The sequence below is a fragment of the Salmonella sp. SJTUF15591 genome (assembly GCF_043356435.1).
GTDB lineage: Bacteria > Pseudomonadota > Gammaproteobacteria > Enterobacterales > Enterobacteriaceae > Salmonella > Salmonella enterica.
The window spans coordinates 75,324-100,380 of record NZ_JBEUJO010000002.1; the positions used below are offsets into that span (position 1 = coordinate 75,324).

The 25,057-nt window shown below is 53.3% G+C and carries 26 protein-coding genes and 1 pseudogene; 22 read left to right on the plus strand and 5 right to left on the minus strand.

Annotated elements, in window-relative coordinates; translation table 11 throughout:
* Nucleotides 1-98 precede the first annotated feature (98 nt).
* The 9 genes from ABVM99_RS04505 to csiR all read left to right on the plus strand — a co-directional run bounded on the left by ABVM99_RS04505 (nucleotide 99) and on the right by csiR (nucleotide 10,638).
* Nucleotides 99-1,076, plus strand: coding sequence for a tripartite tricarboxylate transporter substrate binding protein (locus ABVM99_RS04505; RefSeq protein WP_000744413.1), 978 nt, complete (start codon nucleotides 99-101; stop codon nucleotides 1,074-1,076).
* Between the two features lie 11 nt (nucleotides 1,077-1,087).
* Entirely contained in the window at nucleotides 1,088-1,522 is a 435-nt protein-coding gene (locus tag ABVM99_RS04510; RefSeq protein WP_001574835.1) for a tripartite tricarboxylate transporter TctB family protein, read from the plus strand.
* 10 nt (nucleotides 1,523-1,532) lie between these two features.
* Nucleotides 1,533-3,047 carry a tripartite tricarboxylate transporter permease gene (locus ABVM99_RS04515; RefSeq protein WP_000382034.1) on the plus strand — a complete coding sequence of 505 codons (1,515 nt, stop codon included), beginning with the start codon at nucleotides 1,533-1,535 and terminating at the stop codon, nucleotides 3,045-3,047.
* A 302-nt stretch (nucleotides 3,048-3,349) separates the two neighbouring features.
* Entirely contained in the window at nucleotides 3,350-4,327 is a 978-nt protein-coding gene (gene glaH / locus ABVM99_RS04520) for a glutarate dioxygenase GlaH (RefSeq protein WP_000993092.1), read from the plus strand.
* A 25-nt stretch (nucleotides 4,328-4,352) separates the two neighbouring features.
* The gene (lhgO, locus tag ABVM99_RS04525; RefSeq protein ID WP_023194771.1) at nucleotides 4,353-5,621 is read left to right on the plus strand and encodes an L-2-hydroxyglutarate oxidase; all 1,269 of its coding nucleotides are present in this window, start codon (nucleotides 4,353-4,355) and stop codon (nucleotides 5,619-5,621) included.
* A 21-nt stretch (nucleotides 5,622-5,642) separates the two neighbouring features.
* Nucleotides 5,643-7,091: an NADP-dependent succinate-semialdehyde dehydrogenase gene (gabD, locus tag ABVM99_RS04530; protein WP_023194770.1), complete on the plus strand. Its 1,449-nt coding sequence runs from the start codon at nucleotides 5,643-5,645 to the stop codon at nucleotides 7,089-7,091.
* 14 nt (nucleotides 7,092-7,105) lie between these two features.
* Entirely contained in the window at nucleotides 7,106-8,389 is a 1,284-nt protein-coding gene (gene gabT / locus ABVM99_RS04535; RefSeq protein ID WP_023194769.1) for a 4-aminobutyrate--2-oxoglutarate transaminase, read from the plus strand.
* A gap of 129 nt (nucleotides 8,390-8,518) precedes the next feature.
* Nucleotides 8,519-9,919, plus strand: a complete 1,401-nt coding sequence (gene gabP / locus ABVM99_RS04540; RefSeq protein WP_020899122.1) for a GABA permease — start codon at nucleotides 8,519-8,521, stop codon at nucleotides 9,917-9,919.
* A gap of 41 nt (nucleotides 9,920-9,960) precedes the next feature.
* A complete protein-coding gene (gene csiR, locus ABVM99_RS04545) occupies nucleotides 9,961-10,638 on the plus strand; it encodes a DNA-binding transcriptional regulator CsiR (protein ID WP_000126152.1) in 678 nt (225 codons plus the stop codon).
* A gap of 21 nt (nucleotides 10,639-10,659) precedes the next feature.
* Here csiR and lysM read toward each other — a convergent pair whose 3' ends face one another.
* Nucleotides 10,660-11,109 (minus strand): peptidoglycan-binding protein LysM, encoded by a 450-nt coding sequence (gene lysM / locus ABVM99_RS04550; protein WP_000522406.1) that lies wholly within the window; start codon nucleotides 11,107-11,109, stop codon nucleotides 10,660-10,662.
* 99 nt (nucleotides 11,110-11,208) lie between these two features.
* Nucleotides 11,209-11,367, minus strand: a complete 159-nt coding sequence (locus ABVM99_RS04555; RefSeq protein ID WP_000508175.1) for a YqaE/Pmp3 family membrane protein — start codon at nucleotides 11,365-11,367, stop codon at nucleotides 11,209-11,211.
* Nucleotides 11,368-11,549: 182 nt separating this feature from the next.
* On the opposite strand from ABVM99_RS04555, the gene ABVM99_RS04560 reads away from it, so the two are divergent.
* From ABVM99_RS04560 to ABVM99_RS04570, 3 genes are all read left to right on the plus strand, one after another.
* Nucleotides 11,550-11,849 (plus strand): helix-turn-helix transcriptional regulator, encoded by a 300-nt coding sequence (locus ABVM99_RS04560; protein ID WP_023194768.1) that lies wholly within the window; start codon nucleotides 11,550-11,552, stop codon nucleotides 11,847-11,849.
* Nucleotides 11,850-11,858: 9 nt separating this feature from the next.
* Nucleotides 11,859-12,386: a rhodanese family protein gene (locus tag ABVM99_RS04565; protein ID WP_000022011.1), complete on the plus strand. Its 528-nt coding sequence runs from the start codon at nucleotides 11,859-11,861 to the stop codon at nucleotides 12,384-12,386.
* Between the two features lie 78 nt (nucleotides 12,387-12,464).
* Nucleotides 12,465-12,644: a hypothetical protein gene (locus tag ABVM99_RS04570; RefSeq protein WP_000494943.1), complete on the plus strand. Its 180-nt coding sequence runs from the start codon at nucleotides 12,465-12,467 to the stop codon at nucleotides 12,642-12,644.
* Nucleotides 12,645-12,733: 89 nt separating this feature from the next.
* Here the strand turns inward: ABVM99_RS04570 and stpA are convergent, their stop codons facing one another.
* A complete protein-coding gene (gene stpA / locus ABVM99_RS04575; RefSeq protein ID WP_001051100.1) occupies nucleotides 12,734-13,135 on the minus strand; it encodes a DNA-binding protein StpA in 402 nt (133 codons plus the stop codon).
* Nucleotides 13,136-14,033: 898 nt separating this feature from the next.
* Between stpA and alaE the strand changes: the two genes are divergently transcribed.
* Entirely contained in the window at nucleotides 14,034-14,483 is a 450-nt protein-coding gene (gene alaE / locus ABVM99_RS04580; protein WP_000492669.1) for an L-alanine exporter AlaE, read from the plus strand.
* Nucleotides 14,484-14,517: 34 nt separating this feature from the next.
* Here the strand turns inward: alaE and ABVM99_RS04585 are convergent, their stop codons facing one another.
* Complete coding sequence (locus tag ABVM99_RS04585) at nucleotides 14,518-14,868, minus strand: DUF2002 family protein (protein ID WP_000281305.1); 351 nt, start codon at nucleotides 14,866-14,868, stop codon at nucleotides 14,518-14,520.
* A 161-nt stretch (nucleotides 14,869-15,029) separates the two neighbouring features.
* Between ABVM99_RS04585 and ABVM99_RS04590 the strand changes: the two genes are divergently transcribed.
* Complete coding sequence (locus ABVM99_RS04590; RefSeq protein ID WP_001650455.1) at nucleotides 15,030-15,356, plus strand: DUF883 domain-containing protein; 327 nt, start codon at nucleotides 15,030-15,032, stop codon at nucleotides 15,354-15,356.
* A gap of 83 nt (nucleotides 15,357-15,439) precedes the next feature.
* Here the strand turns inward: ABVM99_RS04590 and ABVM99_RS04595 are convergent, their stop codons facing one another.
* The gene (locus ABVM99_RS04595; protein WP_001582071.1) at nucleotides 15,440-16,774 is read right to left on the minus strand and encodes a PLP-dependent aminotransferase family protein; all 1,335 of its coding nucleotides are present in this window, start codon (nucleotides 16,772-16,774) and stop codon (nucleotides 15,440-15,442) included.
* An 88-nt stretch (nucleotides 16,775-16,862) separates the two neighbouring features.
* Between ABVM99_RS04595 and ABVM99_RS04600 the strand changes: the two are divergent.
* From ABVM99_RS04600 to proX, 8 genes and pseudogenes are all read left to right on the plus strand, one after another.
* Nucleotides 16,863-17,294 (plus strand): annotated as a pseudogene (locus ABVM99_RS04600) (carboxymuconolactone decarboxylase family protein).
* 271 nt (nucleotides 17,295-17,565) lie between these two features.
* Nucleotides 17,566-17,811, plus strand: a complete 246-nt coding sequence (gene nrdH / locus ABVM99_RS04605; RefSeq protein WP_000028870.1) for a glutaredoxin-like protein NrdH — start codon at nucleotides 17,566-17,568, stop codon at nucleotides 17,809-17,811.
* A complete protein-coding gene (gene nrdI / locus ABVM99_RS04610; RefSeq protein WP_001275402.1) occupies nucleotides 17,808-18,218 on the plus strand; it encodes a class Ib ribonucleoside-diphosphate reductase assembly flavoprotein NrdI in 411 nt (136 codons plus the stop codon). The genes nrdH and nrdI overlap by 4 nt, the downstream gene beginning before the upstream one ends.
* Nucleotides 18,218-20,335 (plus strand): class 1b ribonucleoside-diphosphate reductase subunit alpha, encoded by a 2,118-nt coding sequence (nrdE, locus tag ABVM99_RS04615; protein WP_371064683.1) that lies wholly within the window; start codon nucleotides 18,218-18,220, stop codon nucleotides 20,333-20,335. The genes nrdI and nrdE overlap by 1 nt, the downstream gene beginning before the upstream one ends.
* Nucleotides 20,336-20,345: 10 nt before the next feature.
* Nucleotides 20,346-21,305: a class 1b ribonucleoside-diphosphate reductase subunit beta gene (gene nrdF / locus ABVM99_RS04620; RefSeq protein ID WP_000777901.1), complete on the plus strand. Its 960-nt coding sequence runs from the start codon at nucleotides 20,346-20,348 to the stop codon at nucleotides 21,303-21,305.
* A 354-nt stretch (nucleotides 21,306-21,659) separates the two neighbouring features.
* Nucleotides 21,660-22,862, plus strand: a complete 1,203-nt coding sequence (gene proV, locus ABVM99_RS04625) for a glycine betaine/L-proline ABC transporter ATP-binding protein ProV (protein WP_000985529.1) — start codon at nucleotides 21,660-21,662, stop codon at nucleotides 22,860-22,862.
* Nucleotides 22,855-23,919 carry a glycine betaine/L-proline ABC transporter permease ProW gene (gene proW, locus ABVM99_RS04630; RefSeq protein WP_000775022.1) on the plus strand — a complete coding sequence of 355 codons (1,065 nt, stop codon included), beginning with the start codon at nucleotides 22,855-22,857 and terminating at the stop codon, nucleotides 23,917-23,919. The genes proV and proW overlap by 8 nt, the downstream gene beginning before the upstream one ends.
* 69 nt (nucleotides 23,920-23,988) lie before the next feature.
* Nucleotides 23,989-24,984 (plus strand): glycine betaine/L-proline ABC transporter substrate-binding protein ProX, encoded by a 996-nt coding sequence (gene proX / locus ABVM99_RS04635; protein ID WP_001216618.1) that lies wholly within the window; start codon nucleotides 23,989-23,991, stop codon nucleotides 24,982-24,984.
* The last annotated feature ends 73 nt before the right edge of the window (nucleotides 24,985-25,057 follow it).

Consider the following 25,057-nt stretch of genomic DNA (forward strand, 5'->3'; position numbering starts at 1 on the left):
AACAATCACGCAACCGAACTGCTACATGTCGGCTCACATAATCACAAAAATCTTCTTCCGAACCTGAAAAATCCGGACGTCCGGCGTGAGGATAAAAAATGAAAAAACAATTACTTCGTACCCTTACTGCAAGCATTTTATTAATGAGTACCTCTGTTCTGGCGCAGGAGGCGCCGTCGCGAACGGAATGTATCGCGCCAGCCAAACCTGGCGGCGGTTTCGACCTCACCTGTAAGCTGATTCAGGTGAGTTTGCTGGAGACTGGCGCTATCGAGAAACCCATGCGGGTAACGTATATGCCCGGCGGCGTCGGCGCTGTGGCCTATAACGCGATAGTCGCCCAACGCCCTGGCGAACCCGGGACTGTGGTCGCCTTTTCCGGCGGTTCGCTGCTCAACCTGTCGCAGGGGAAATTTGGTCGCTACGGCGTGGATGATGTGCGCTGGCTGGCAAGCGTGGGCACTGATTACGGCATGATCGCCGTGCGTGCGGATTCCCCGTGGAAGACGCTGAAAGATCTGATGACGGCGATGGAAAAAGATCCCAACAGCGTGGTCATTGGCGCTGGCGCCTCTATTGGCAGCCAGGACTGGATGAAGTCGGCGTTGCTGGCGCAAAAGGCGAACGTCGACCCGCACAAGATGCGCTACGTTGCCTTTGAGGGCGGCGGCGAGCCGGTGACGGCATTAATGGGCAACCATGTTCAGGTTGTCTCCGGCGATCTCAGTGAAATGGTGCCTTATCTGGGCGGCGACAAAATCCGCGTGCTTGCCGTCTTTTCAGAAAATCGTCTGCCGGGCCAGCTTGCCAATATCCCTACCGCTAAAGAACAGGGCTACGACCTGGTGTGGCCGATTATTCGCGGCTTCTACGTCGGGCCCAAAGTCAGCGATGCCGATTACCAGTGGTGGGTGGATACCTTCAAGAAGCTCCAGCAAACCGACGAGTTTAAAAAGCAGCGCGATCTGCGCGGCCTGTTTGAGTTCGACATGACCGGCCAGCAGCTCGATGACTACGTGAAAAAACAGGTTACTGATTACCGTGAACAGGCGAAAGCCTTCGGACTCGCGAAATAATCGCGGAGGCAATGATGAGCGATCGTATCTTTGCGGGTATCTGGCTGTTGCTCTGTATCGCCGGGCTATTCATCGCCTGGCAGATCCAAAGCGAATACAGCTATGAACCCGTCGGCCCCCGCCCTTTTCCGCTGGGGATTATCGGCCTGATGGCGCTCTGCGCGCTGGCGCTGTTATTGCGCCATCCCGACACGGTGAGCTGGCCGCGCCGTCATGTTCTGCAAAAGCTAATTACCATGATCATCATCCTGCTGATGTATGCCTGGGGATTCGAATGGCTGGGTTTTCCCATCGCCACCGCGCTTCTCACCATGGTTATCGGGATGCTGTTCGGCGCCACGATTCCGGCGGCGGGTATCTCCGGCGCGGTATTAGGTATTCTGCTGTGGTATGCCTTTGACCGGCTGCTTGATGTCACCTTACCTCTCGGCGCCTGGCTGAGTTAACGGAGCAACGATGGATACCTGGATATATCTTTCTCAGGGTTTTGCGGTGGCGATGACGCCGGAAAACCTGGTTATCGCGTTGATTGGCTGCTTCGTGGGCACGATCGTCGGTCTGCTGCCGGGTCTGGGACCGATCAACGGCGTGGCAATCTTACTGCCGCTGGCCTTTGCGTTGCATCTGCCTGCGGAGTCGGCGCTAATTCTGCTGGCGACGGTGTACATTGGCTGTGAGTATGGCGGCAGGATCTCCTCCATATTGCTCAACGTCCCCGGCGATGCGGCGGCGATCATGACGGCGCTGGACGGTTACCCGATGGCACAGCAAGGGAAAGGCGGCGTAGCGCTGTCGATTTCCGCAGTCAGCTCATTTTTCGGTTCATTAATCGCTATCGGCGGCATCATTCTGTTCGCCCCTTTACTGGCGCAATGGTCGCTGGCCTTCGGTCCGGCGGAATATTTCGCCTTAATGGTTTTTGCCATCGCCTGTCTTGGCAGCATGATGGCGCAAAACCCGCTTAAATCATTTCTGGCAGCGCTGATCGGTCTTGGCCTTGCGACCGTCGGCGTGGACGCCAACACCGGGGTTTATCGCTTTACCTTTGACAGCGTTCATCTTTCCGACGGCGTACAGTTTATCGTCGTGGTGATCGGCCTGTTCTCGGTATCAGAAATACTTTTAATGCTGGAACATACCAGCAGCGGGCAAACAATGGTCCGCAAAACGGGTCGAATGTTGTTCAACCTGAAAGAAGGCGCGCAGTGTATCGGCACCACCCTGCGTTCTTCGGTAATCGGCTTTTTTGTCGGCGTATTGCCCGGCGCCGGGGCGACCATCGCCAGCGCCATTACCTATATGACCGAGAAAAAACTCAGCGGCAACAGCGATAGCTTCGGCAAAGGGGATATTCGCGGCGTCGCGGCGCCGGAGGCGGCAAACAACGCCTCTGCCTGCGGCTCCTTCATCCCGATGCTGACGCTGGGCGTTCCCGGTTCCGGCACTACGGCAGTGATGATGGGGGCGCTGACGCTGTACAACATCACGCCAGGCCCGGCGATGTTCACCGAACAGCCGGATATCGTCTGGGGACTCATCGCTGCGCTGCTGATTGCGAACGTGATGCTGCTGATCATGAATATCCCGTTGATCGGTCTGTTCACCCGTATGCTCACCATTCCGCTGTGGTTCCTGGTACCCGCCATCGCTGCCGTATCGGCGGTAGGGGTATATGCGGTACACAGCACCACCTTCGATCTGGTGCTGATGGTCGCACTCGGCGTGTTAGGGTACATTTTACGTAAAATGCACTTCCCCATGTCGCCGCTGATCCTGGGATTCGTACTGGGGGAAATGCTGGAACAGAACCTGCGTCGCGCACTCTCCATCAGTAACGGCAATATGGCGATTTTGTGGCAAAGCGGCGTTGCCAAAGCCCTGCTGATCATGGCGATCATGGTCATTGTCGTACCGCCAGTGTTACGTCTGATCCGTAAACACAGCCGTAAACCGCAGGTTGACGCCGGTTAATTGACTGCTGAAATACGTTGTACTTGTCCGGCCTACGCGCTCATGTGCCAGGCCGGGCAACCCCGCCAGCATCACTCTTTCCATAACTCGCTCATTTTACACCCCTTCTTGCCGTTGTCAGGTTCGTGGCGCCGTTAACCTCACCTTTCGCGTTGTTAAATATTTGTTGTTTTTGATCACAATAATTAAACAAAAGCGGTTATTTCATACGCGTTCCTGGAAAATGTCGATATTTTTAATTTATGGCTACGAAATGAGCATCGCCATGTCTCCCTGACCATCTACCGAGAGGAATGATTCTGATGAATGCACTGACTGCCGTAAAAGCGAACACAGATGATTTAGCCCAACGCCATACTGGTTTCATCCTTGCCCCTTCGGCGCAGTCGCCGCGCCTGCTGGCGTTAACGTTTACGGCGGATACCACAAGACAATTTCTCCATCAGGTTGCGCAGTGGCCGGTGCAGGCGCTGGAATACAAATCTTTCTTACGTTTTAAAATCGGCAAGATCCTCGACGATCTGTGCGGCAATCAGCTACAACCGCTGTTGATCAAAACGCTCCTCAACCGTGCACAAGGAGCGCTATTGATCAGCGCCGAAGGGATCGATGATGTCGCACAGGCAGAAGAGATGGTCAAACTGGCGACGGCAGTGGCGCATCTTATTGGTCGCTCCAACTACGATGCGATGAGCGGCCAGTATTACGCGCGTTTCGTGGTCAAAAACGTCGACAACTCCGACAGTTATCTGCGCCAGCCCCACCGCGTAATGGAACTGCACAATGACGGCACCTATGTTGAGGAGGTGACCGACTACGTACTGATGATGAAAATCGACGAACAAAATATGGAAGGCGGTAACTCGCTGCTGCTGCACCTTGATGACTGGGAACATCTGGAGTCGTTTTTTACCCATCCGCTGGCGCGTCGCGTCATGCGTTGGGCGGCGCCGCCAAGCAAGAATGTTAGCCATGACGTCTGGCACCCGGTGTTTGATGTCGATCAACAAGGCCGCCCGGTCATGCGTTATATCGACCAGTTCGTCCAGCCAAAAGACTTTGAAGAAGGCGTCTGGCTCAGCGAGCTTTCAGACGCGCTGGAAACCAGTCAAAACATCCTCTCCGTACCGGTACCGGTCGGCAAATTCCTGCTGATTAACAATCTGTTCTGGCTACATGGACGCGATCGTTTTACGCCGCATCCTGACTTGCGTCGCGAGCTGATGCGCCAGCGCGGTTACTTCGCCTACGCCGCCAGCCATTATCAAACTCACCAATAAGCGCCACGGCGAAGGAATTACGCGGATGTATGATTTTGTGATTATCGGCGGCGGCATTATCGGCATGTCGACCGCCATGCAACTTATTGATCTCTACCCGGATGCGCGCATCGCATTGCTGGAAAAAGAGTCCGCGCCAGCCTGCCATCAGACCGGGCATAACAGCGGCGTGATCCATGCCGGGGTGTACTACACGCCCGGCAGCCTCAAAGCGCGGTTTTGTCTGGCAGGCAATCAGGCGACCAAAACCTTTTGCGATCAAAACAACATCCGCTACGACACCTGCGGCAAAATGTTGGTCGCCACCTCGGAGCTGGAAATGGCGCGGATGCGCGCGCTATGGGAGCGGACGGCGGCCAACGGCTTAGAGCGCGAGTGGTTAAGCGCGGCGGAGCTGCGTGAACGCGAACCCAATATCGTTGGCCTGGGCGGGATTTTTGTCCCTTCCAGCGGGATTGTCAGCTATCGCGATGTCGCGACGGCCATGGCGAACCGCTTTCAGGCCAAAGGCGGCGAGATCATCTACCATGCCGAGGTCAGCGCGCTAACAGAACATGCCGCTGGCGTTGTCATTCGCACCTCGCAAGGTCGGGAAATCGAAACCGCTACGCTTATCGGCTGTGCAGGGCTGATGGCGGATCGGCTGGTCAAAATGCTGGGCGTGGAGCCCGGTTTTATTATCTGCCCTTTCCGCGGCGAGTACTTTCGTCTGGCCCCGCGACACAACCGGATCGTTAACCATTTGATCTACCCGATCCCCGATCCGGCAATGCCGTTCCTCGGCGTCCATCTTACCCGCATGATCGACGGCAGTGTCACGGTCGGGCCGAATGCGGTGCTGGCGCTTAAACGCGAAGGCTACCGTAAGCGCGACGTTTCCTTCACCGACACCCTGGAGATTTTCCGCTCCGCCGGCATTCGCCGCGTACTGCAAAACCATCTGCTTTCCGGGCTGGGCGAGATGAAAAACTCGCTGTGCAAAAGCGGCTATTTGCGGCGAGTACAAAAGTATTGCCCCAGCCTGACCGTCAACGATCTCCAGCCCTGGCCGGCAGGCGTGCGGGCGCAGGCGGTTTCACCGGACGGCAAACTGATTGATGATTTTCTGTTTGTCACGACGCCGCGTTCCATTCACACCTGTAACGCCCCCTCCCCGGCGGCGACATCAGCGATACCTATCGGCGCGCATATCGTCAGCAAAGTTCAGGCGCTACGCGAAAGCCAGAGCAACCCCGGACGTACGCTGCGTGCGGCACGCAGCGTGGACGCACTACACGCCGCATTTACCCGTTAACCCTTCAGACAGGAAGCAATTATGCAACTTAACGACTCTACCCTGTTCCGCCAGCAGGCCTTTATCGATGGCGACTGGCGCGACGCGCGCGGCGGCGATGTCATCCCCGTGAGCAACCCCGCCAACGGGAAACCGCTTGGCAATGTGCCCAAAATGGGGGCGGAAGAGACGCGCGACGCCATCAACGCCGCCAATCGCGCCCTGCCCGCCTGGCGCTCGCTCACCGCCAAAGAGCGAGCCAATATCCTGCGTCGCTGGTTCAATCTGATGATGGAACATCAGGACGATTTGGCGCGTCTGATGACACTGGAACAGGGTAAACCGCTGGCGGAAGCGAAAGGCGAAATTAGCTACGCCGCCTCGTTTATTGAATGGTTCGCCGAAGAGGGGAAGCGTATCTATGGAGACACGATTCCAGGTCATCAGGCCGATAAACGGCTGCTGGTGATTAAACAGCCCATCGGCGTCACCGCCGCGATTACCCCGTGGAACTTTCCCTCGGCAATGATCACCCGTAAAGCCGGCCCCGCGCTGGCCGCAGGCTGCACGATGGTACTCAAACCCGCCAGCCAGACGCCGTTTTCCGCGCTGGCGCTGGCGGAACTGGCCCAGCGCGCCGGAATTCCCGCAGGCGTATTTAACGTCGTTACCGGTTCGGCTGGCGATATCGGCGGCGAGCTGACCAGCAACCCGCTGGTACGCAAACTGTCGTTTACCGGCTCGACGGAGATTGGCCGCCAGCTAATGGAACAATGCGCCAAAGACATTAAAAAAGTATCGCTGGAGTTGGGCGGCAATGCGCCGTTTATCGTCTTTGACGATGCCGATCTGGATAAAGCCGTCGAAGGCGCGCTGGCTTCGAAGTTTCGCAACGCCGGGCAGACCTGTGTCTGCGCCAATAGATTGTATGTTCAGGACGGCGTTTACGATCGTTTTGCGGAAAAACTCAACCAGGCGGTAAATAAGCTCGCGGTCGGCGACGGCCTGCAAGCCGACGTTGCTATCGGGCCGCTGATTGATGAAAAAGCCGTGGCGAAAGTCCAGGAGCATATCGCCGATGCGCTGGAAAAAGGCGCCCGCGTCATTACGGGCGGTGAAGCGCACAAATTGGGCGGCAACTTCTTTCAACCGACCATTCTGGCGGATGTTCCTGATAACGCGAAAGTCGCCAAAGAAGAGACATTCGGGCCGCTCGCGCCTCTGTTCCGCTTCAGCGACGAGGCGGATGTCATCAGGCAGGCTAACGATACCGAGTTCGGCCTGGCAGCCTATTTTTATGCACGCGATTTAAGCCGCGTTTTCCGCGTCGGCGAAGCGCTGGAATACGGCATCGTCGGTATTAATACCGGCATTATCTCCAACGAAGTCGCGCCTTTCGGCGGTATTAAGGCCTCCGGATTAGGCCGTGAAGGTTCCAAATACGGCATCGAAGATTATTTAGAAATCAAATATATGTGCATCGGCCTTTAACAGGAGAGTCGCTAATGAATACCAATAACGCTTTAATGCAGCGCCGTCATAACGCCGTTCCTCTCGGCGTGGGCCAGATTCACCCGATTTTCGCCGAGCGGGCGGAAAATTGTCGGGTCTGGGATGTCGAAGGCCGTGAGTATCTCGATTTCGCGGGCGGCATTGCCGTCCTGAACACTGGTCATTTACATCCGGGCATTGTTTCAGCGGTCGAAGCGCAGTTGAAGAAATTGTCGCATACCTGTTTTCAGGTACTGGCCTATGAACCGTACCTGGCGTTGTGCGAACGCATGAACCAGAAGGTACCAGGCGATTTCGCCAAAAAAACGTTGCTGGTCACGACCGGTTCAGAAGCGGTTGAAAACGCCGTGAAAATCGCCCGCGCGGCGACAAAACGCAGCGGCGCTATCGCGTTTAGCGGCGCTTACCACGGTCGTACCCACTACACGCTCTCTCTGACCGGGAAAGTACACCCATACTCTGCTGGTATGGGATTGATGCCAGGCCATGTCTACCGCGCGCTTTATCCTTGCCCGCTACACAACATCAGCGACGACGACGCGATCGCCAGCATTGAACGCATCTTTAAAAATGATGCCGCGCCGGAAGATATCGCCGCCATTATTATTGAGCCGGTACAGGGCGAAGGCGGATTTTACGCCGCCTCTCCCGCGTTTATGCAGCGACTGCGCGCGCTATGCGACCAACACGGCATTATGTTGATTGCCGACGAAGTGCAAAGCGGCGCGGGCCGGACCGGTACACTGTTCGCCATGGAACAGATGGGCGTTGCGGCAGATATTACCACGTTTGCGAAATCGATCGCCGGCGGCTTTCCGCTGGCAGGCGTTACCGGCCGGGCAGACGTGATGGACGCTATCGCGCCGGGCGGTCTGGGCGGCACCTATGCCGGAAACCCGATTGCCTGCGCCGCCGCGCTGGCGGTACTGGACATTTTCGAGCAGGAAAATCTACTGCAAAAGGCAAATACGCTTGGCAAAACGCTGCGCGATGGCCTGATGGAGATAGCGGAAACGCACCGTGAGATTGGCGACGTGCGCGGACTGGGCGCCATGATCGCCATTGAGTTGTTCGAAAATGGCGACCCCGGCAAACCGAACGCGGCTCTGACCGCCGACATTGTGGCCCGCGCCCGCGAGAAAGGGTTAATTCTGCTCTCCTGCGGTCCTTACTACAACATCTTGCGCATCCTCGTTCCACTCACTATTGAGGCCTCGCAGATTCGGCAAGGCCTGGAGATTATCGCCCAGTGCTTTGATGAGGCGAAACAAGCGTAATGTCCAATAAGCAGCGTCGGGTGGCGACGTAACTGTCTTATCCGGCCTACAAAAACCGTTTCGATTGTAGGCCGAATAAGCCAGGCGCCATCCGGTAAACGAGCGCAATAACAATAAAGAGGTTTTAGGATGGGGCAATTGTCAGAATCACATGCATTAGGGGGCGGGCTGAAATCACGCCACGTCACCATGTTATCGATCGCCGGCGTCATCGGCGCCAGCCTGTTTGTCGGCTCCAGCGTGGCGATTGCGGAGGCCGGCCCTGCGGTACTGCTGGCCTATCTGTTCGCAGGACTTTTAGTCGTCATGATTATGCGAATGCTGGCTGAAATGGCCGTCGCCACGCCGGATACCGGTTCTTTTTCCACCTATGCGGATAAAGCGATCGGCCCCTGGGCCGGGTATACCATCGGCTGGTTATACTGGTGGTTTTGGGTGCTGGTTATTCCGCTGGAGGCCAATATTGCCGCCATTATTCTGAATTCATGGATACCGGGTATTCCGGTGTGGCTATTTTCATTAGTGATTACGCTTGCCTTAACCGGAAGCAATTTATTGAGCGTCAAAAATTACGGCGAATTCGAATTCTGGCTGGCGCTATGTAAAGTAATTGCCATTCTGGCGTTTATCGCGCTGGGCGCGGCGGCGATTAGCGGTTTTTATCCGTATGCTGAGGTAAGCGGTATCTCCCGGCTCTGGGATCACGGCGGTTTTATGCCTAACGGCTTCGGAGCGGTGTTAAGCGCCATGTTGATCACCATGTTCTCTTTTATGGGCGCGGAAATCGTCACTATTGCTGCCGCGGAATCCGATACGCCGGATAAACATATCGTACGCGCCACCAATTCTGTTATCTGGCGAATTTCCATCTTTTACCTGTGTTCCATTTTCGTGGTGGTGGCGCTGATCCCGTGGAATATGCCGGGTCTGAAAAGCGTAGGTTCGTACCGCTCGGTACTGGAGCTGCTTCATATTCCGCACGCAAAATTCATTATGGACTGCGTGATTTTGTTGTCGGTGACCAGTTGTCTGAACTCCGCATTATATACCGCCTCCCGGATGCTCTATTCCCTTAGCCGCCGCGGCGATGCGCCTGCGATAATGGGAAAAACTAACCGTAGCAAAACGCCCTGGGTGGCGGTTCTCCTCTCTACCGGCGCGGCGTTTTTAACCGTTATCGTCAATTATTACGCCCCGGCAAAAGTGTTTAAATTTCTTATCGACAGTTCTGGCGCCATCGCGCTGCTGGTCTATCTGGTGATTGCGATTTCGCAATTGCGGATGCGTAAAATTCTGCTGGCGCAGGGCGGAGAAATTAAGCTGAAAATGTGGCTTTATCCGTGGCTCACCTGGCTGGTTATCGGCTTTATCTGCTTTGTCCTGGTGGTGATGCTATTTCGACCGGCACAGCAACTGGAAGTCATTTCAACGGGGCTGTTAGGGCTGGGCATAATAGGTACTGTCCCCATTATGTCTCGCTGGAAAAAACTGATAAGGTGGCAAAAAGCCCCCCTGCAAAACCTACGTTAGTTATTCCCGGCGTCAGCCGGGAAGCTTCTCAGGAGTAAAAGATGACCGCCCTTTCCCAACCGACGGCCATAGATGGCTATCGCTGGCTTAAAAATGACATTATTCGCGGCACTTATCAGCCGGATGAGAAACTGCGGATGAGTTTATTAACCGCCCGCTATGCGCTTGGCGTAGGGCCGCTGCGTGAGGCGCTGTCGCAACTGGTGGCGGAACGGCTGGTCACCGTGGTGAATCAAAAAGGCTATCGCGTGGCATCCATGTCAGAGGCGGAACTCCTCGATATTTTTGACGCGCGCGCCAATATGGAAGCGATGCTGGTACGCCTGGCGATTGAACGCGGCGATGATGCGTGGGAGGCGGAGATCCTGGCGCGAGCGCATATGCTCAGTAAACTGGAAGCCAGCGATGCCAGTGAACATATGCTCGATGAATGGGATCAGCGCCACCAGGCGTTCCATTCCGCCATTGTCGCCGGGTGCGGCTCCCACTATCTGCTACAGATGCGCGAACGCTTATTTGACCTGGCGGCCCGCTACCGCTTTATTTGGTTACGTGAAACCGTTCTGTCCGTCGAGATGCTGGAAGATAAACATATCCAGCATCACACGCTAACCGAAGCGATACTGGCGCGCGAGGCGGCACGCGCCAGCGAATTAATGCGTCAGCATTTGCTGACGCCGATTCCCATTATTCGCCAGGCGATGGCAGGAAAAATGTAGCCTGGCGCGACCTGATAGCCATTATTCTTCAGGAATACGCAACACTTGTCCCGGATATATTTTTTCCGGGCTTTTCAGCATCGGTTTATTTGCCTCGAAGATTTTATTATACAGATTGGCGTTACCATACACTTGCTTTGAAATAGCGCTCAGGGTGTCGCCTGATTTTACGGTATAAAACTGACTTTCAGCCGCCGGCGTCGTGGTTTTAACCTGATCGTCAACGCTGCTAATCCCGGCGATATTCCCCACGGCAACCAGAATTTTTTCTTTTGCCTCCTGACTCAGCCCATCACCCGTCACTGTCGCTTTTCCATCAGCAATTTGCACATTCACTTTGTCAGCGTCGGGTATTCCCGTTTTATTTAAATGTTCCTGGACTTTTTTCGCCTGATCGTCCTTATCATGATTAGCGGTTACCGCGTCCCAGAGTTTTTCACCTGCATCTTTTACAAAATTGAAAAGTCCCATATTCACCTCGCTTGTCAAAAATACACACAAAGAAAAGTGTAGCAGAGGGAATGAGGTTATCCTGATAAGCGGCGCTTATGCGCCGCCGGTGGCCGGTAATTAATGACGCATCTGAACCCAAAATGCGTGGATAAGCCCCGGAATATATCCGAGTAATGTCAGCAGGATATTAAGGATAAATGCCCAACCGAACCCTTTTCCTAAAAGTACGCCGAGCGGAGGCAAAATAATCGTAAATACAATTCTCCAGAAACCCATATACACTCCATACAAGCAAAATTAGTCATTGTTTAAAAAGAGATTTTATCTCTAAGCATAGTCAGTTTACCTGAGCCTGCCAGTCGCGCGCCGCGCTTTTACCCTCCTTTACGCTTTTTACGCTGGCATCAGGTTGACGTTTATTTTAGAATTAACTAAATTTAGAAAATGCTTAAATAACTATGACAGAGCTTGAACAACTTCAGGCCAGCGCAGAACAGGCGGCGGCCCTGCTCAAAGCGATGAGCCACCCAAAAAGATTACTGATTTTATGTATGCTTTGCGGTTCGCCAAAAACCAGCGCAGGCGAACTGGCGCGCATTACCGGGCTAAGCCCCTCCGCGACGTCGCAGCATCTGGCGCGGATGCGGGAAGAAGGGCTGATTGATAGTCAACGCAATGCCCAGCGCATTCACTATTTCATTAAAAATGAGGCGGTTAATACGATTATCGCCACGTTAAAGAATCTCTATTGTCCATAAGGAGGCACGATGTCCATTGGGATAGTTTCCCCCCGTGAGGCGCAAGCGCTGATAGCGCAAGGCGCGAAACTGATTGATGTGCGCGACGCCGACGAATATCTGCGCGAGCATATTCCACATGCGCAACTGGCGCCGCTTTCCCGGCTTGAACAGGGCGATTTGCCCGCCAACCTGCGAGCGGAACAGATTATTTTTCACTGTCAGTCAGGTAAACGAACCAGCAGCAATGCAGCAAAACTACAGGCCATTGCCGCCCCAGCTCAGGTCAGTCTACTGGAAGGCGGTATCGACGGATGGAAAGCGGCAGGATTGCCCGTCACAGAAGACAAATCGCAACCGTTGCCGCTGATGCGTCAGGTGCAAATCGCCGCCGGCGGGTTGACGTTGCTTGGGGTGATTCTGGGCTATACGGTCCACGGCGGCTTTTTCCTCATTAGCGGTTTTGTCGGGGCCGGGTTAATGCTGGCAGGCATGACCGGCTTCTGCGGAATGGCGCGACTACTGGAAAAAATGCCCTGGAATACCCGTACTCATTAAGCGGTACCTTCACCGCGCGTCGGTAGGTGTGTAGTAGACTGAAGGCGGGTTTATACCATTGTTCAACAGGAGAGCGTGATGTTCACACCAGGCGATATCGTACAGCCCCGAATGGGTGGGCCGAAACTGAAAGTGATTGAAGTCAACGAGGATCATATTGTCGCGGTACAGGTCGGTAATGAGCAGGGCGAAAAATTGATCCTCAAAGCGGCAGATGTCACCCCCTATTGCGAAGAGGGCGATTTTGGCGTGTGCTGATTTATCAGAATGAGCATGGCGCAACGTTCCCTGAGTCCCGGTTAATAGAGACAGGAAACGAAGCGCCATCTGTTAAAGGTTATCCGTGATTAGATTAAGAAATCATCCAGAGATTTCCCCGCCGCCAGCGCCTGGGCAATCGGTTTAGGCGTACGACCTTGTCCGGTCCAGGTTTTTTCTTCGCCATTGAAATCAGTAAAACGATATTTTGCCGGACGCGGCTGGCGCTTTTTAGCAGAACGCGGCATTGCTGAATCCATGGCAAATAACTCTTCCGGGTTAATACCGTCTGCTTTCATCAGCTCCAGAAAGGCATTAATTTTCTCCTGCTTCTCGGCAAGCTGGCGTTGCTGCAATTCTTCTTCTTCGCGTCTTTCTTTAGTGACAACCCTGAATTTTTCGAGCATTTCTTCAAGAACGTCAATGGAGAATTCGCGAGCCATAGCGCGCAGCGTGCGGATATTATTTAAGTTCTGTAACATCAAATTCATATCAATAAAAACCTTTTAACGCAGAAAACAAAAACTATTACAGGCGGTATTGTATGCGATTATTGATTATATTTCCAGATCCTAAAGTTCATACAGATATACTCAGTATAACTCGATTAATTATATTAATCTGTTAACCAGAAGGTTATATTCATTACCCCCTGTGTGTTTCAGGTTATTCTGCCTACGGTATATCTGTAGGTTTCCCGTTCGGCTGTTTATACCCTTCATTCTTCAAGTTGCTTATGTGTTGGCTACGGATTACCCGGCTCATCCATGGGCCTCGCCCTGACGGGTCGTCGCACGCGACGTTCAAATCTGCTCCCGGCAGATTTGTCGCTCCCCACAGTCACATCGTTATCTATACTCCTGGGGACTCACTCCCTTGCCGCCTTTAAGCAACTCGAAATCCATAGCGTATATAGCGTATTGCGTATCTCAGTAACCACGGTGACCCTCACGGTGGCTGACCTTATACAGAAGTGAATATTTCAGCACAATAATAGATTAACAATTCAAAAATCATCATCAGAGCTTTATGCTAAAAATCAGCCTGCAATAGCTATAATTATGCTGAGAAAAGTAGAGCGCGTGCCGTTAGCCGAGAATACATCGCATCTGACAACATTTGGAATGTGGCTGAAAATCGCCAGAAAAACAATGCATTATAATGCATTGATTTAAAAGTAATTAATAACTAACAACAACGAAAATCTCGCCGCGAGCAAAAAACACACAACCACAGAGTATTTTATCGACAAAAAGTCTATAAATAAAAATATTGCACTAGTTGATAGTTATTATATAGGGATATACTCTATGCAAAGACAAAAGTGCTTTATGATTTCACTACCAACCATCACCTCATTCTGATTGATACGCTACAAGGAGCATTAACATGTTCTCTCCACAGTCACGCTTGCGTCATGCCGTAGCAGACACGTTTGCGATGGTTGTTTACTGTTCTGTTGTGAACATGTTGATCGAGATATTCCTCTCCGGAATGAGCTTTGAGCAGTCGCTTTCTTCCAGGCTGGTGGCGATACCTGTCAACATTTTGATTGCATGGCCATACGGCGTTTACCGCGATCTGATTATGCGCGTCGCGCGTAAGGCAAGCCCGGCGGGATGGGCCAAAAACCTGGCGGATGTATTGGCTTATGTCACCTTTCAGTCACCCGTTTATATTATCATCTTGCTGACCGTCGGCGCCGGCTGGCATCAGATAGTGGCCGCCGTGAGTTCAAACATTGTTGTTTCAATGTTAATGGGCGCGGTTTATGGCTATTTTCTGGATTATTGTCGTCGCCTGTTTAAAGTGAGCAGCTATCATCAGGCTAAGGCGTAAGTTAACGTCGCGACTGGCATTGCCAGTCGCGCTTTTAGTCGGTTTTTTCGTCGCCAAAAAGCCCATTCAGATAACGTTCTAACGCTATTCGGGAGCTAAAACCATGGGGAATACCGTAATGTTCGTGGGTCTCGCCGCCTAAATAGAGCGGAAAATTTTGGTAGTGATCGCAGGTTTTAATATCCGAAGCCGGGTCAGCCAGTGATGAGCTACGGTCTTTTAATCTGGGGTGAATGATCAGCGCGGTACGCCCCATACGCGCCTCGCGGTTAACATAAACATAATTCTCGCCGCGTCGATAACCATACGTCTTATTCGTCACCACATCGACGGTAAACCCTGCCTTTTCCAGTACCCGCGCCACCTCGTCAGGTCGTAAATACATATTTTATCCTCATTCTCTTTTACTGCGGGCTTACCTTACCCGATAGCGCGTTATCAACGCTTTCAGAAAAGTCCAGAAACGCATGATATCGCCGTAACAAGCCTCAGCAGGTAAAAATATGAACTACACTGAAAGCTACATCGAAATCAATGGAGGATCATATGCTTAACAAACCGAACCGAAACGACGTCGATGATGGTGTTCAGGATATTCAGAATGATGTCAATCGATTAGCCGACAGTCTGGAAGATGTCCTTAAATCCTGGGGAAGCGATGCGAAAGACGAAGCCGAGGCTGCGCGACGTAAAGCACAGGCGTTGCTGAAAGAGACCCGGGCGCGGATGCATGGACGTACTCGCGTAAAACAAGCCGCCTGTGATGCGATGGGGTGCGCGGATACGTTTGTGCGTGAAAAACCCTGGTGTAGCGTAGGAACCGCCGCAGCGGTAGGAATTTTTATCGGGGCGCTGCTTAGCCTGCGTCGCTAACGACGTGCGCAGCCAGATGGCGACATACTTTATTGGGCCTGCATCATTGCCGCAGGCCCAGGTCGCGCCATTCGGCGAAACGGTTACTGTATCGCCTGTCGAAGCTGCCATGCGACCTGTTTCGCCATGCCAGCGGAAGTAATATTGGTAAACGACAGTAAAATGCCCCCCTTTCCTGACGAAACCACTCGCCAACGGCTTAGCGCCTGTACCGCCAGTCCGGCCTGATTCGCTTTTGCTACCTGCGCTTTATCATCGTCTTCAACCTCAATAACCAATTGAATACCGCCTTTCTGTAATGTCACGACAAATCCCTGTTCTGCCAGCGCCTCTTCAATCCATAACCGTCGCTGAGCATAATGTTGACGCATCTTTTTCAGATGCCGCCAGAAATGGCCATCACGGATAAAATCAGCCAGCGTGTGCTGCCATAACAACGGTACGCTACAGGGCATCAGCGACGCCTGCTGGCGGAAATGCTCAATCTGCTTTATCGGCACCACCAGCCAGGCGGTTCGTAATGCCGGAAAGAGCGACTTACTGAACGTTCCGGCGTAAATCACTCGCTGCGGGGCATCCAGACTCTTGAGCGGCGGAAGCGGTTTACCGTGATAACGAAATTCGCTGTCGTAGTCATCTTCAATAATCCAGGCCTGCACATTCGCCGCCCATGCCAGAAGTTGCCGTCGGCGAGTTAACGACAGCGCCACCCCCAACGGACTTTGGTGGGCGGGCGTCACCAATGCAAAGCGTCCCTGCGGGCAATCCCGCATCCCCGCCGCGACATTCAGCCCATCGGCATCGACCGGAATCGGCGCCAGCGTAATCCCCTCCTGCGTTATCACCGGGCGAATTAACGGAAAGCCGGGATCTTCCACCCACATGCTGTCTCCCGGCACAGACAATGTACGCAGGATTAGCCGCATAGAATCCGCATATCCGGAGGTAATAAATACCTGTTCCGGCAGACATTCAATGCTACGCGAAACCCGCAGGTAATCGACTATCGCCTGGCGCAAAATCGCCTCGCCGCAGACGTCGCCTAATGCCAGATCGAAGCGCGTCTGCGTGCGCAACCGACGTCCCATCACTCGCGCCCACTTCTCGCGTGGAAAGAGATCCAGCGCCGGTAACCCCATCTGAAAGGGTTTCGGTTCCGGACTTTCTCCGGCAAAAACAGCGGGTATCGGCGGCGCCGTCTCAAACCGTAGAGCGTTGCTCACAAACGTGCCTGCCTGGCCACGTCGCTCCAGCCAGCCCTGCGCCACCAGCTCGCCATAGGCATTTTCCACCGTGGCGCGAGAAACGCCCAGTTCCTGCGCCCACGTTCGGCTGGAAGGCAAACGCGTTCCTGGCGCGAGTTCTCCTTGCTCAATGGCCGTTTTTAACTGACGAGCGATGTGTTGATAGCGCGGCATATGGTCTGCTTTTTCTGTAAAAATATGGCTCTCTTTTACAGACCATTATAGTGCTACAGTGCTCGTCATCAACACGAGGAGAAACATGATGACGACGTTACGCCAACCCTATTATGAACTGAGCCCGGAGGTTTATAGCGCTCTGGTGCAGGCGAAAAACGCGCTGGAAAAGAGCACGCTTGACCCCACGCTGATGGAGCTGATTTACCTGCGTGTTTCGCAAATAAATGGCTGTGCATTTTGCCTGGAGATGCACAGCAAAGCGCTGCGTAAGGCTGGCGTGAATCAAGCTAAATTAGATGCGCTGGCAGGATGGCGGGTAAGTCACCATTTCAGCGAGCAAGAGTGCGCGGCGTTAGCCTAGGCGGAATCGGTGACGCATATTGCTGAAACCCACGCCGAAGATAATGTTTACCTGCCGCTGCTCGATCATTTCAGCGCGCGTGAAATCAGCGATCTGACCTTCGCTATTGGTTTAATGAACTGCTTTAACCGTCTGGCGATCGGTATGCGAATGTGACGCATTGTTGCCGGATGGCGCTGATGTCAGCCAACTCTGTTATGCGTGAACCTGCAGGCCGGATCGGGCGTTCACGCCGCCATCCGGCAAAAATTAGCCATGCCGCCCCTACCCCGCTGCGTTCATCAGCGACGTTAAAATCAATCGAAAATTCCCATATCTTGTATGGTTGAATATTAATTCAACTACATCTAGTATTTCCTGTATCAACACACGACAATCCGACGCGTTTCATCGCGCCGTTTTCTCATTTTAAATGGAAATACGAATCATGAGCATTACTATTTACACTCGCAATAACTGTGTTCAGTGCCACGCCACAAAGCGGGCGATGGAAAGCCGTGGATTTGAATTTGAGATGGTGAACGTCGATCTGGTGCCGGATGCAGCGGATACGCTCCGGGCGCAAGGATTTCGTCAATTACCGGTGGTGATGGCGGGCGATTTGAGCTGGTCTGGCTTCCGCCCGGACATGATTAACCGTCTGCACCCGACACCCCACGCGGCAAACGCATGAGCGCGCTCGTCTACTTCTCCAGCAGCTCTGAAAATACGCACCGTTTTATGCAGCGTCTGGGGCTGCCTGCCACGCGTATTCCGCTCAATGAACGGGAGCGAATTCAGGTAGACGAACCGTACATTCTGGTTGTGCCGTCATACGGCGGCGGCGGGATGGCCGGTGCGGTGCCGCGACAGGTGATCCGCTTTTTAAATGATGAACACAACCGGGCGCGCATTCGCGGCGTTATCGCCTCCGGTAATCGCAATTTCGGCGATGCCTGGGGATGCGCTGGCGATGTGATAGCACAAAAATGCGGCGTTCCCTGGCTGTACCGCTTTGAGCTCATGGGCACACAACGCGACATCGATAACGTCCGAAAAGGAGTAAATGAATTTTGGCAACAACTATCCCGGAGCGCGTAATGCAGGAAACCATGGATTACCACGCCCTGAACGCGATGCTGAATCTTTATGATAAAGCAGGCCATATTCAGTTCGACAAGGACCAGCAGGCGATCGACGCCTTCTTTGCCGCCCACGTCCGCCCGCATTCCGTGACGTTTGCCAGCCAGCATGAACGTCTGGAGACGCTGGTTCGGGAAGGGTATTACGATGACGCTGTCCTCGCGCGTTACGACCGCGCCTTCGTCCTCCGCCTGTTCGAGCACGCCCACGCCAGCGGCTTTCGCTTCCAGACGTTTCTTGGCGCCTGGAAGTTCTATACCAGTTACACGCTGAAAACCTTCGACGGCAAACGTTATCTGGAACACTTTGAAGATCGGGTGACAATGGTGGCGTTGACGCTGGCGCAGGGTGACGAAACGCTGGCCACCCAACTGACCGATGAAATGCTTTCTGGTCGCTTTCAGCCCGCTACCCCGACTTTTTTAAATTGCGGTAAACAGCAGCGTGGGGAACTGGTCTCCTGCTTCCTGCTCCGTATCGAAGACAATATGGAGTCGATCGGGCGAGCGGTGAATTCGGCGCTGCAACTCTCCAAACGCGGCGGCGGCGTCGCGTTTTTACTCTCCAATCTGCGCGAGGCGGGCGCGCCGATCAAACGCATTGAGAATCAGTCTTCCGGCGTGATCCCGGTGATGAAAATGCTGGAAGACGCGTTTTCGTATGCCAACCAGCTTGGCGCGCGCCAGGGGGCCGGCGCGGCTTATCTCCATGCGCACCACCCGGATATTCTGCGTTTTCTGGATACCAAACGGGAAAATGCCGACGAAAAAATCCGGATCAAAACGCTCTCTCTCGGCGTGGTGATCCCGGATATTACCTTCCGGCTGGCGAAAGAAAACGCGCAAATGGCGCTCTTTTCGCCCTATGACGTACAACGACGCTACGGCAAACCGTTTGGCGATATCGCCATTAGCGAACGGTACGATGAATTAATTGCCGATCCACACGTGCGTAAAACCTATATTAACGCCCGTGACTTTTTTCAAACACTGGCGGAGATTCAGTTCGAATCCGGGTATCCCTACATCATGTTTGAAGATACGGTAAACCGCGCGAATCCCATTGCTGGGCGCATTAATATGAGTAATCTGTGCTCGGAAATTTTACAGGTCAATAGCGCTTCCCGTTACGACGATAACCTTGACTATACCCACATCGGGCATGACATCTCCTGCAATCTCGGCTCGCTGAATATCGCTCACGTCATGGATTCACCGGACATTGGCCGTACCGTAGAAACCGCTATTCGCGGCCTGACGGCGGTGTCGGACATGAGCCATATACGCAGCGTACCCTCAATATCCGCCGGTAATGCCGCCTCTCATGCCATTGGTTTGGGCCAGATGAATCTGCATGGCTATCTGGCGAGAGAAGGCATTGCCTACGGTTCGCCGGAGGCGTTGGATTTCACCAATTTCTATTTTTACACCATTACCTGGCATGCCGTGCATACTTCAATGCGGCTGGCCCGCGAACGCGGCAAAACCTTCGCCGGATTTGCGCAGTCGCGTTATGCCAGCGGCGACTATTTTACGCAGTATTTACAGGACGACTGGCAACCGAAAACGGCGAAAGTCAGGGCGCTATTTGCCCGCAGCGGCATTACGCTGCCCACACGAGAAATGTGGCTAAAGCTGCGCGACGATGTGATGCGCTATGGCATCTATAACCAAAATTTGCAGGCGGTGCCGCCGACCGGTTCGATTTCTTACATTAATCATGCGACCTCCAGCATTCATCCGATTGTAGCCAAAATTGAGATTCGCAAAGAGGGCAAAACCGGGCGTGTGTATTACCCCGCGCCGTTTATGACCAATGAAAATCTGGACATGTATCAGGATGCTTACGATATCGGTCCGGAAAAAATTATTGATACCTATGCCGAGGCCACGCGCCACGTCGATCAAGGACTGTCGCTCACCCTGTTTTTCCCCGATACCGCCACGACCCGCGATATCAACAAGGCGCAGATCTATGCCTGGCGAAAAGGTATTAAGTCACTGTATTACATCCGGCTTCGCCAGTTGGCGCTGGAAGGTACTGAAATTGAAGGCTGCGTATCCTGCGCGCTATAAGGAAAGCCATATGAAATTATCTCGTATTAGCGCCATCAACTGGAACAAGATCCAGGACGACAAAGATCTGGAGGTGTGGAACCGGCTGACCAGTAACTTCTGGCTGCCGGAAAAAGTGCCGTTATCGAATGATATTCCGGCCTGGCAGACGCTGAGCGCCGCCGAACAGCAGCTCACCATTCGCGTGTTTACGGGACTTACGCTGCTCGACACTATCCAGAACATCGCAGGCGCGCCGTCGTTAATGGCAGATGCCATCACGCCGCATGAAGAGGCCGTGCTGTCGAACATCAGCTTTATGGAAGCGGTACACGCCCGCTCTTACAGTTCTATTTTTTCCACGCTGTGCCAGACGAAAGAGGTTGATGCCGCCTACGCCTGGAGCGAAGAAAACCCGCCGCTTCAGCGTAAGGCGCAGATTATTTTGGCTCATTACGTCAGCGATGAACCGCTAAAGAAAAAGATTGCCAGCGTCTTTTTAGAGTCTTTTCTGTTCTATTCCGGCTTCTGGCTGCCGATGTATTTCTCCAGCCGCGGTAAGCTCACGAACACTGCCGACCTGATTCGTTTAATCATTCGCGATGAAGCGGTTCACGGTTATTATATTGGCTATAAATATCAGATAGCGCTACAAAAACTATCGGCAATCGAGCGTGAAGAGTTAAAGCTTTTCGCGCTCGATTTGTTGATGGAACTGTACGACAACGAAATCTGCTACACAGAAGCGTTATATGCGGAAACCGGCTGGGTTAACGACGTCAAAGCCTTCTTGTGCTACAACGCCAATAAAGCCTTAATGAACCTGGGTTATGAGGCGTTATTTCCGCCGGAGATGGCAGACGTGAATCCCGCAATCCTTGCTGCGCTCTCGCCGAATGCCGACGAAAATCATGATTTCTTTTCCGGATCAGGTTCATCTTATGTGATGGGGAAAACAGTCGAAACCGAAGACGAAGACTGGAATTTTTAACCTTGCGGGCATGGGAAATAACGTTACATTTTCCATGCCTTTATTTCAAGCAATACCGGGTTAAATCGCGCAAATATTACAACATGTCCTACACTCAATACGAGTGACATTATTCACCTGGATTCCTCCAATTCAGGTGGATTTTTGCTGGTTGTCTCAAAAAATATCTCTCCCTCCCCATTCGCGTTCAGCCCTTATATCATGGGAAACCACAGCCGATAGCACCTCGCAATATTCATGCCAGAAGCAAATTCAGGGTTGTCTCAGATTCTGAGTATGTTAGGGTAGAAAAAGGTAACTATTTCTATCAGGTAACATATCGACATAAGTAAATAACAGGAATCATTCTATTGCATGGCAATTAAATTAGAAGTGAAGAATCTGTATAAAATATTTGGAGAGCATCCGCAGCGTGCCTTCAAATATATTGAAAAGGGACTATCGAAAGAGCAAATACTGGAAAAAACGGGGCTATCGCTTGGCGTTAAAGACGCCAGTCTGGCCATTGAAGAAGGCGAGATATTTGTCATCATGGGATTATCCGGCTCGGGTAAATCCACAATGGTACGCCTTCTCAATCGCCTGATTGAACCCACCCGCGGACAGGTACTGATTGACGGCGTTGATATTGCCAAAATATCAGACGCTGAGCTTCGCGAGGTGCGCAGGAAAAAGATTGCGATGGTCTTCCAGTCATTTGCGCTCATGCCGCATATGACCGTGCTGGATAATACGGCATTCGGTATGGAATTAGCGGGCATCGCGGCGCAAGAGCGTCGCGAAAAAGCGCTGGACGCCTTGCGTCAGGTGGGGCTTGAGAATTACGCTCACGCCTATCCGGATGAACTTTCCGGTGGGATGCGTCAGCGTGTTGGGCTTGCCCGCGCGCTGGCAATCAACCCTGATATCTTATTAATGGATGAAGCGTTTTCCGCCCTCGATCCATTAATTCGTACCGAGATGCAGGATGAACTGGTGAAATTACAGGCGAAACATCAGCGCACCATTGTCTTTATTTCCCACGATCTTGATGAGGCTATGCGTATTGGCGACAGGATTGCCATTATGCAAAATGGCGAGGTTGTACAGGTTGGTACGCCGGATGAGATCCTGAATAATCCGGCAAATGATTATGTCCGCACGTTCTTCCGTGGCGTGGATATTAGTCAGGTCTTTAGCGCCAAAGATATTGCCCGTCGCAGTCCGGTCGGATTAATTCGTAAAACGCCAGGTTTTGGTCCCCGTTCGGCACTGAAATTATTACAGGACGAAGACCGTGAATATGGTTACGTCATTGAGCGTGGCAATAAATTCGTGGGCGTCGTGTCCATCGACTCATTAAAAGCGGCATTAAGCCAGGCGCAAGGGATTGAAGCGGCGCTTATCGACGACCCTTTAGTCGTTGATGCGCAAACCCCACTCAGCGAGTTGCTCTCTCACGTCGGCCAGGCGCCCTGCGCGGTGCCGGTTGTCGATGAAGAACACCAGTATGTTGGCATTATTTCAAAACGTATGTTGCTACAGGCTTTAGATCGCGAGGGGGGTAACAATGGCTGATCAAACGAATCCGTGGGATACCGCACAGGTGGCCGATACGACGACGCAAACGGCTGATGCCTGGGGAACACCGGCAGGCGTAGCCACGGACGGCGGCAGTACCGACTGGTTGAACAGCGCGCCCGCGCCAGCCCCTGAACACTTTTCTCTTCTGGACCCGTTCCATAAGACGCTGATCCCGCTGGATAGCTGGGTCACAGAGGGAATCGACTGGGTCGTCACCCATTTCCGTCCCCTTTTTCAGGGGATTCGTGTGCCGGTGGATTACATCCTTAACGGCTTTCAGCAACTGCTGCTGGGCATGCCCGCCCCTGTGGCGATTATTCTCTTTGCGCTGATTGCCTGGCAGGTTTCCGGCGTGGGCATGGGGATCGCAACGCTGATATCGCTGATCGCCATCGGCGCGATCGGCGCCTGGTCGCAGGCGATGATTACCCTGGCGCTGGTATTGACCGCCCTGTTGTTCTGCGTCGTGATCGGATTACCGATGGGAATCTGGCTGGCGCGCAGCCCGCGCGCGGCCAAAATAGTTCGTCCGCTGCTGGATGCGATGCAGACCACGCCCGCGTTTGTCTATCTGGTGCCGATTGTCATGTTATTCGGCATCGGTAACGTGCCGGGCGTGGTGGTGACGATTATTTTTGCTCTACCGCCGATTGTACGCCTGACGATCCTGGGCATTAACCAGGTGCCTGCCGACTTAATTGAAGCGTCGCGCTCGTTCGGCGCCAGCCCGCGCCAAATGTTGTTCAAAGTGCAGCTACCGCTGGCGATGCCCACCATTATGGCAGGCGTTAATCAGACGCTGATGCTGGCTCTCTCGATGGTCGTCATCGCCTCGATGATTGCGGTCGGCGGACTTGGCCAGATGGTACTACGCGGCATTGGTCGTCTTGATATGGGGCTGGCAACCGTCGGCGGCGTCGGCATTGTGATTCTCGCCATCATTCTGGACCGTCTGACGCAGGCCGTCGGGCGCGACTCGCGTAGCCGCGGTAACCGTCGCTGGTATACCACCGGTCCTGTTGGGCTAATCACCCGCCCTTTCGTTAAGTAACTCTCCTGACGCCCGGTGACATTGCGCTTACCGGGCTTACAACTCCCTACCATAATTAAAGGAACAACGATGCGACATACTGTGATATTTGCCTCAGCGTTTGCCACCCTTGTCACCGCCAGCGCTTTCGCTGCCGACCTGCCTGGCAAAGGCATTACCGTCCAACCAATCCAAAGCACGATTTCTGAAGAGTCCTTCCAGACGTTACTGGTCAGCCGGGCGCTGGAAAAGTTGGGTTATACCGTAAATAAGCCGAGTGAAGTCGATTACAACGTAGGCTACACCTCTATCGCCTCTGGCGATGCGACGTTTACCGCCGTGAACTGGCAGCCGCTGCATGATGATATGTATGCCGCAGCAGGCGGAGACAACAAGTTTTATCGCGAGGGCGTCTTTGTTTCCGGCGCTGCGCAGGGCTATCTGATCGATAAAAAAACCGCCGAGCAGTACAACATCACCAATATCGCTCAGCTAAAAGATCCGAAAATCGCCAAAATCTTCGATACCAATGGCGACGGAAAAGCGGACATGATGGGCTGCTCGCCGGGCTGGGGCTGCGAAGCCGTGATCAATCACCAGAATAAAGCGTTTGATCTGCAAAAAACCGTTGAGGTCAGCCACGGTAACTATGCGGCGATGATGGCTGATACCATTACCCGTTTTAAAGAAGGCAAGCCGGTGCTGTATTACACCTGGACCCCGTACTGGGTGAGCGACGTAATGAAGCCGGGTAAAGATGTCGTCTGGCTACAGGTGCCGTTCTCCTCTCTGCCGGGCGAACAGAAAAATATTGATACTAAACTGCCGAACGGCGCGAACTATGGGTTCCCGGTTAATACCATGCATATTGTCGCCAATAAGGCATGGGCGGAGAAAAACCCGGCGGCGGCGAAACTGTTCGCCATCATGAAGCTGCCGCTGGCGGATATCAACGCGCAGAACGCCATGATGCATGCCGGTAAATCGTCTGAAGCCGATGTTCAGGGCCACGTGGACGGCTGGATCAACGCCCACCAGCAGCAGTTTGACGGCTGGGTGAAAGAAGCGCTGGCCGCGCAGAAATAAGATCGTTTTTTATGCCGGATAAGGCGCAGTTCATGCGCCGCTATCCGGCCAACGCAATCTCTCCTCAAAGCGC

What these genes read in the sequence shown, in the direction of transcription:
- ABVM99_RS04505 (WP_000744413.1), top strand. Translation starts at nt 99, where the DNA reads ATGAAAAAACAATTACTTCGTACCCTTACTGCAAGCATTTTATTAATG.
- ABVM99_RS04510 (WP_001574835.1), top strand. Translation starts at nt 1,088, where the DNA reads ATGATGAGCGATCGTATCTTTGCGGGTATCTGGCTGTTGCTCTGTATC.
- ABVM99_RS04515 (WP_000382034.1), top strand. Translation starts at nt 1,533, where the DNA reads ATGGATACCTGGATATATCTTTCTCAGGGTTTTGCGGTGGCGATGACG.
- glaH (WP_000993092.1), top strand. Translation starts at nt 3,350, where the DNA reads ATGAATGCACTGACTGCCGTAAAAGCGAACACAGATGATTTAGCCCAA.
- lhgO (WP_023194771.1), top strand. Translation starts at nt 4,353, where the DNA reads ATGTATGATTTTGTGATTATCGGCGGCGGCATTATCGGCATGTCGACC.
- gabD (WP_023194770.1), top strand. Translation starts at nt 5,643, where the DNA reads ATGCAACTTAACGACTCTACCCTGTTCCGCCAGCAGGCCTTTATCGAT.
- gabT (WP_023194769.1), top strand. Translation starts at nt 7,106, where the DNA reads ATGAATACCAATAACGCTTTAATGCAGCGCCGTCATAACGCCGTTCCT.
- gabP (WP_020899122.1), top strand. Translation starts at nt 8,519, where the DNA reads ATGGGGCAATTGTCAGAATCACATGCATTAGGGGGCGGGCTGAAATCA.
- csiR (WP_000126152.1), top strand. Translation starts at nt 9,961, where the DNA reads ATGACCGCCCTTTCCCAACCGACGGCCATAGATGGCTATCGCTGGCTT.
- lysM (WP_000522406.1), bottom strand. Translation starts at nt 11,109, where the DNA reads ATGGGACTTTTCAATTTTGTAAAAGATGCAGGTGAAAAACTCTGGGAC.
- ABVM99_RS04555 (WP_000508175.1), bottom strand. Translation starts at nt 11,367, where the DNA reads ATGGGTTTCTGGAGAATTGTATTTACGATTATTTTGCCTCCGCTCGGC.
- ABVM99_RS04560 (WP_023194768.1), top strand. Translation starts at nt 11,550, where the DNA reads ATGACAGAGCTTGAACAACTTCAGGCCAGCGCAGAACAGGCGGCGGCC.
- ABVM99_RS04565 (WP_000022011.1), top strand. Translation starts at nt 11,859, where the DNA reads ATGTCCATTGGGATAGTTTCCCCCCGTGAGGCGCAAGCGCTGATAGCG.
- ABVM99_RS04570 (WP_000494943.1), top strand. Translation starts at nt 12,465, where the DNA reads ATGTTCACACCAGGCGATATCGTACAGCCCCGAATGGGTGGGCCGAAA.
- stpA (WP_001051100.1), bottom strand. Translation starts at nt 13,135, where the DNA reads ATGAATTTGATGTTACAGAACTTAAATAATATCCGCACGCTGCGCGCT.
- alaE (WP_000492669.1), top strand. Translation starts at nt 14,034, where the DNA reads ATGTTCTCTCCACAGTCACGCTTGCGTCATGCCGTAGCAGACACGTTT.
- ABVM99_RS04585 (WP_000281305.1), bottom strand. Translation starts at nt 14,868, where the DNA reads ATGTATTTACGACCTGACGAGGTGGCGCGGGTACTGGAAAAGGCAGGG.
- ABVM99_RS04590 (WP_001650455.1), top strand. Translation starts at nt 15,030, where the DNA reads ATGCTTAACAAACCGAACCGAAACGACGTCGATGATGGTGTTCAGGAT.
- ABVM99_RS04595 (WP_001582071.1), bottom strand. Translation starts at nt 16,774, where the DNA reads ATGCCGCGCTATCAACACATCGCTCGTCAGTTAAAAACGGCCATTGAG.
- nrdH (WP_000028870.1), top strand. Translation starts at nt 17,566, where the DNA reads ATGAGCATTACTATTTACACTCGCAATAACTGTGTTCAGTGCCACGCC.
- nrdI (WP_001275402.1), top strand. Translation starts at nt 17,808, where the DNA reads ATGAGCGCGCTCGTCTACTTCTCCAGCAGCTCTGAAAATACGCACCGT.
- nrdE (WP_371064683.1), top strand. Translation starts at nt 18,218, where the DNA reads ATGCAGGAAACCATGGATTACCACGCCCTGAACGCGATGCTGAATCTT.
- nrdF (WP_000777901.1), top strand. Translation starts at nt 20,346, where the DNA reads ATGAAATTATCTCGTATTAGCGCCATCAACTGGAACAAGATCCAGGAC.
- proV (WP_000985529.1), top strand. Translation starts at nt 21,660, where the DNA reads ATGGCAATTAAATTAGAAGTGAAGAATCTGTATAAAATATTTGGAGAG.
- proW (WP_000775022.1), top strand. Translation starts at nt 22,855, where the DNA reads ATGGCTGATCAAACGAATCCGTGGGATACCGCACAGGTGGCCGATACG.
- proX (WP_001216618.1), top strand. Translation starts at nt 23,989, where the DNA reads ATGCGACATACTGTGATATTTGCCTCAGCGTTTGCCACCCTTGTCACC.